The 1,832-nt window shown below is 36.8% G+C and carries 2 protein-coding genes; one reads left to right on the forward strand and one right to left on the reverse strand.

Translation table 11 applies throughout. The annotated features are described in order from the left end of the window. On the reverse strand, positions 1–272 hold a 272-nt coding region (gene miaE, locus AC1DND_RS26995), incomplete at its 3' end, for a tRNA isopentenyl-2-thiomethyl-A-37 hydroxylase MiaE (protein ID WP_477585827.1). A 94-nt stretch (positions 273–366) separates the two neighbouring features. Here miaE and AC1DND_RS27000 point away from each other — a divergent pair. Next, a complete protein-coding gene (locus AC1DND_RS27000; protein WP_477585829.1) occupies positions 367–1,596 on the forward strand; it encodes a glycosyltransferase in 1,230 nt (409 codons plus the stop codon). The last annotated feature ends 236 nt before the right edge of the window (positions 1,597–1,832 follow it).

A 1,832-nucleotide genomic window follows, 5' to 3' on the forward strand; every position in this document is an offset into this window, starting at 1 on the left:
CGACCAACATAGTCATCTTTTCGCTCGCGACTTAAAGTATAACCACGTTTTTTTATAATTTCAATTACCATCTGAAAATGCTGCATTTCTTCGATAGCAATCGCTGTTAATTCATCTACAAGATCCTGATGTTCTGAATTTTGAGTAATTAAAGTAATGGCATTGGTTGCCGCTTTTTGTTCGCACCAGGCATGGTCAGATAAAATTTCTTCTAAATTTGATTCCGCAATATTTGCCCAACGTGGGTCTGTCAATAATTTTAATCCTAACATGTGGTGCTTGTAATTGAGCTGCAAAATTAGAAATAATCGGCACGGTTTTAAAATTGTGAGCTAAAAAGCCCTTATTTTGCAGAAATTTTAAATCATGGCTACTAAGAAATTATTAATTATTGGATTTGTTTGGCCCGAACCAACTTCATCGGCAGCAGGCACAAGAATGATCCAATTGGTTGATTTATTTCTGTCTAAAGGTTATCAGATTACTTTTGCATCGGCAGCATCAAAAAGCGATTTCAGTTATCATTTTAGTAACACTAGCATTGTAGAGCAACAAATCAAATTAAACGACGAAAGTTTCAACCTATTTCTGAAAGAATTAAACCCCGAAATAGTGTTGTTCGATCGCTTTATGGTAGAAGAGCAATATGGCTGGCGGGTTCAGCAGGAATGCCCTAATGCAGTTAGGATTTTAGATACCGAAGATTTACATTGCCTGAGAAGTGCCCGGCAGCAAAGTGACAAGAAAAAACAAACTTTAGATTTATTCTCTGATACTGCCAAAAGAGAAATGGCTTCAATTTTACGCTGCGATTTATCTATAATGATTTCGGAAGTGGAGATGGATATACTGAAAAATCAATTCAAAATTGATCCTTCACTGATCTATTATTTACCATTTCTCGAAGAAGAGATCGATCAGCAAGTTATCGAAAAATGGATTCCCTTTGAAAATCGGGCAGATTTTGTTTTCATTGGCAATTTCCTTCATGAGCCCAATTGGAATACCGTTCAGGTTTTAAAAACCAAGATCTGGCCAGTGCTCAGAAAAAGGCTTCCGAATGCGAATTTGAATATATTTGGGTCTTATGCCTCGCAAAAAGTGCTGCAACTGGATAACAAAAGTGAAAAATTCCTAATTAAAGGAAGAGCTTTAGATGCTAAGGAAACCATTGCTCAACATCGGATATTGCTTGCTCCTATTCAGTTCGGTGCAGGTGTAAAAGGTAAATTTATCGATGCCATGCAGGTAGGTACACCCTCGGTTACCACATCTGTCGGTGCAGAAGCCATGAAAGGCAATTTAGATTGGAACGGCGGCATTGAAGATAATTTAGAGTTATTTATTGATGAAGCTGTAAAGTTATATCAGGTTAAAAACTCTTGGCAAATTGCACAACAGAATGGCGTACAGATTATTAACCAAAGGTATTCTGCTAAATATTTTACAGATCAATTCATACAAGAAGTTGAAAGATTAGCTTCACATTTAACGGCACACCGGCAAAATAATTTTTTCGGACAGATTTTAAACCACCACACCGCGCAAAGCACCAAATATATGTCGTTGTGGATTGAAGAGAAAAATAGAAAGTAGTCCAGAGTCTTTAGTCCGAAGTCGGGAGTCCGAAGATATAGCGATATCAATAAAACTCCCGACTTTCGGACCTCCAACCTCGGACTTTTTCAACTAAAACTTACAACTTAACAACAATTTTAGCACAACATTATTGTAAATTTGCAGCCATGGCAAAAATATCAATTAACCTTGCTACAGGTTCGTTTCAAAAGGAAGAAATTATAGTTGGAATAGATTTAGGCACAACCAATAGT

The sequence above is a fragment of the Pedobacter sp. 01N416 genome, from assembly GCF_056399685.1.